This is a genomic window from Aneurinibacillus danicus (assembly GCF_007991215.1).
Taxonomy (GTDB): Bacteria; Bacillota; Bacilli; order Aneurinibacillales; family Aneurinibacillaceae; genus Aneurinibacillus; species Aneurinibacillus danicus.
This window is the reverse complement of the sequence record NZ_BJXX01000288.1, coordinates 1-729: the sequence shown is the minus strand read 5'-3', so window position 1 is coordinate 729 and position 729 is coordinate 1. Positions and strand designations below refer to the sequence as shown.

Genomic DNA, 729 nt, shown 5'->3' with positions numbered 1-729 from the left:
CAATCTTGTCAATAGACATCTGGATATTACTCATGTGTTTGCCCCTCCAAAAATTTTGATGAATTTCCTGCTTAATTAGAGGGGAGGTGGCTAGCCCTTACCATATGACCTACCGTTCTATATGCGTACATTGTTGCAATCATATTTGAAAAAAACGCAAGAAAACGAAGGTAACAAAAAACAGGTCTTTTATGGTGGTATCTGACCATAATTGACCTGTTTCGCATAACGCTATTGAGTTAAATTAGGTATACTTTTTACAGACATTCAGTACGTACATCTTAATTCATGAAAACTTCTTACAGGTAGAACAAAGGTTATGTTGGTAATGGCGAGGTAAAGTGGTTCACTCGGCACTGGGTAGCCCCACCAATAACACATAAATTATTTTAGTTTTTCAATTATCTCATTTACTCCGTGCACAATCACACTACTAAGTACATCAGTGTAATTTTTATAATCATTTGACTTGGCTATTATGGTATCAAAAACATCTTTCAGCTTGCCATCAATTATTAGTGTAAGCCCTTCTACCTGTTCCTCACTTCCCTTTTTACCGAACATGTCTTTCATTATCGTAAAGGTGTCTTCACTATTCATTTTTACCCTCCCTCTATAAATTAAAGTTTTTCTTACGAATACTCGCGTATTCTTACGATACCTTGATTTTTATAAACAAAGCTACAGTCATACATTTGAATACATTTAAAATGTTGGAAGTGGGGGACG

General features: G+C 35.4%; 1 protein-coding gene. It reads right to left on the bottom strand.

Going from position 1 to position 729, the window contains the following annotated elements:
• Positions 1-384: 384 nt before the first annotated feature.
• On the bottom strand, positions 385-600 hold the full coding sequence (locus ADA01nite_RS21780; protein ID WP_146812516.1) for a hypothetical protein: 216 nt from the start codon (positions 598-600) through the stop codon (positions 385-387).
• Positions 601-729 lie beyond the last annotated feature (129 nt).